Below are 564 nucleotides of genomic sequence, written 5' to 3' on the forward strand. Positions count from 1 at the left end.
CGAGCGACAACATAATCCCAGAGAGTTCGATTTTGTAAGAGAGCTGATTTAACAGTCGGTTTGCCGCTTCCAATGCGTCGCTGTGACCGCTTGCGTTGGGAAGAATGACGATGAACTCATGCTCACTAATCCTACCAATTTGGTGAGTGCCCAAATGGTCGCGCAACAAAGTCGAGATGTACTGGATCGCCTCATCAAAGATCAGGTGTCCGTACACTTCAGCGATTTGCTTGAGGCTCTTACTAGTGATGTAGATGAACGAGAAGTGATTCGGCTGGTGTTTCACCAACTCTTCAAGTGCGCCTAAGATTACCGGGCGATTACAAAAGCCAGACACAGGATCAAAATCGGTCAGCTTTTGAATCATCTCTGCTTGTTGTTTGTTTTCACTCAAATCTTGCAACAGCAGCATCAAGGCGGTGTGCCCGTTGTGCTGAATCAGTGTTGCTTCTATTAAACAATCGATGGTTTCGCCGTGGCTGTCTAGCATCTGTGCTTCAAACTGATTGCGGCCATGTTGACGCTCTCGATACATTGCATCAACACGACAATCATCAGCAGTCG

Annotated in this window: 1 protein-coding gene; it reads right to left on the reverse strand. The window is 47.2% G+C overall.

Annotated elements, in window-relative coordinates; translation table 11 throughout:
• The coding region (locus R8O11_RS30145; RefSeq protein WP_318195251.1) for a GGDEF domain-containing protein at window positions 1-564 on the reverse strand (564 nt) is incomplete at both ends.

The sequence above is a fragment of the Vibrio sp. 1288 genome, from assembly GCF_033344475.1.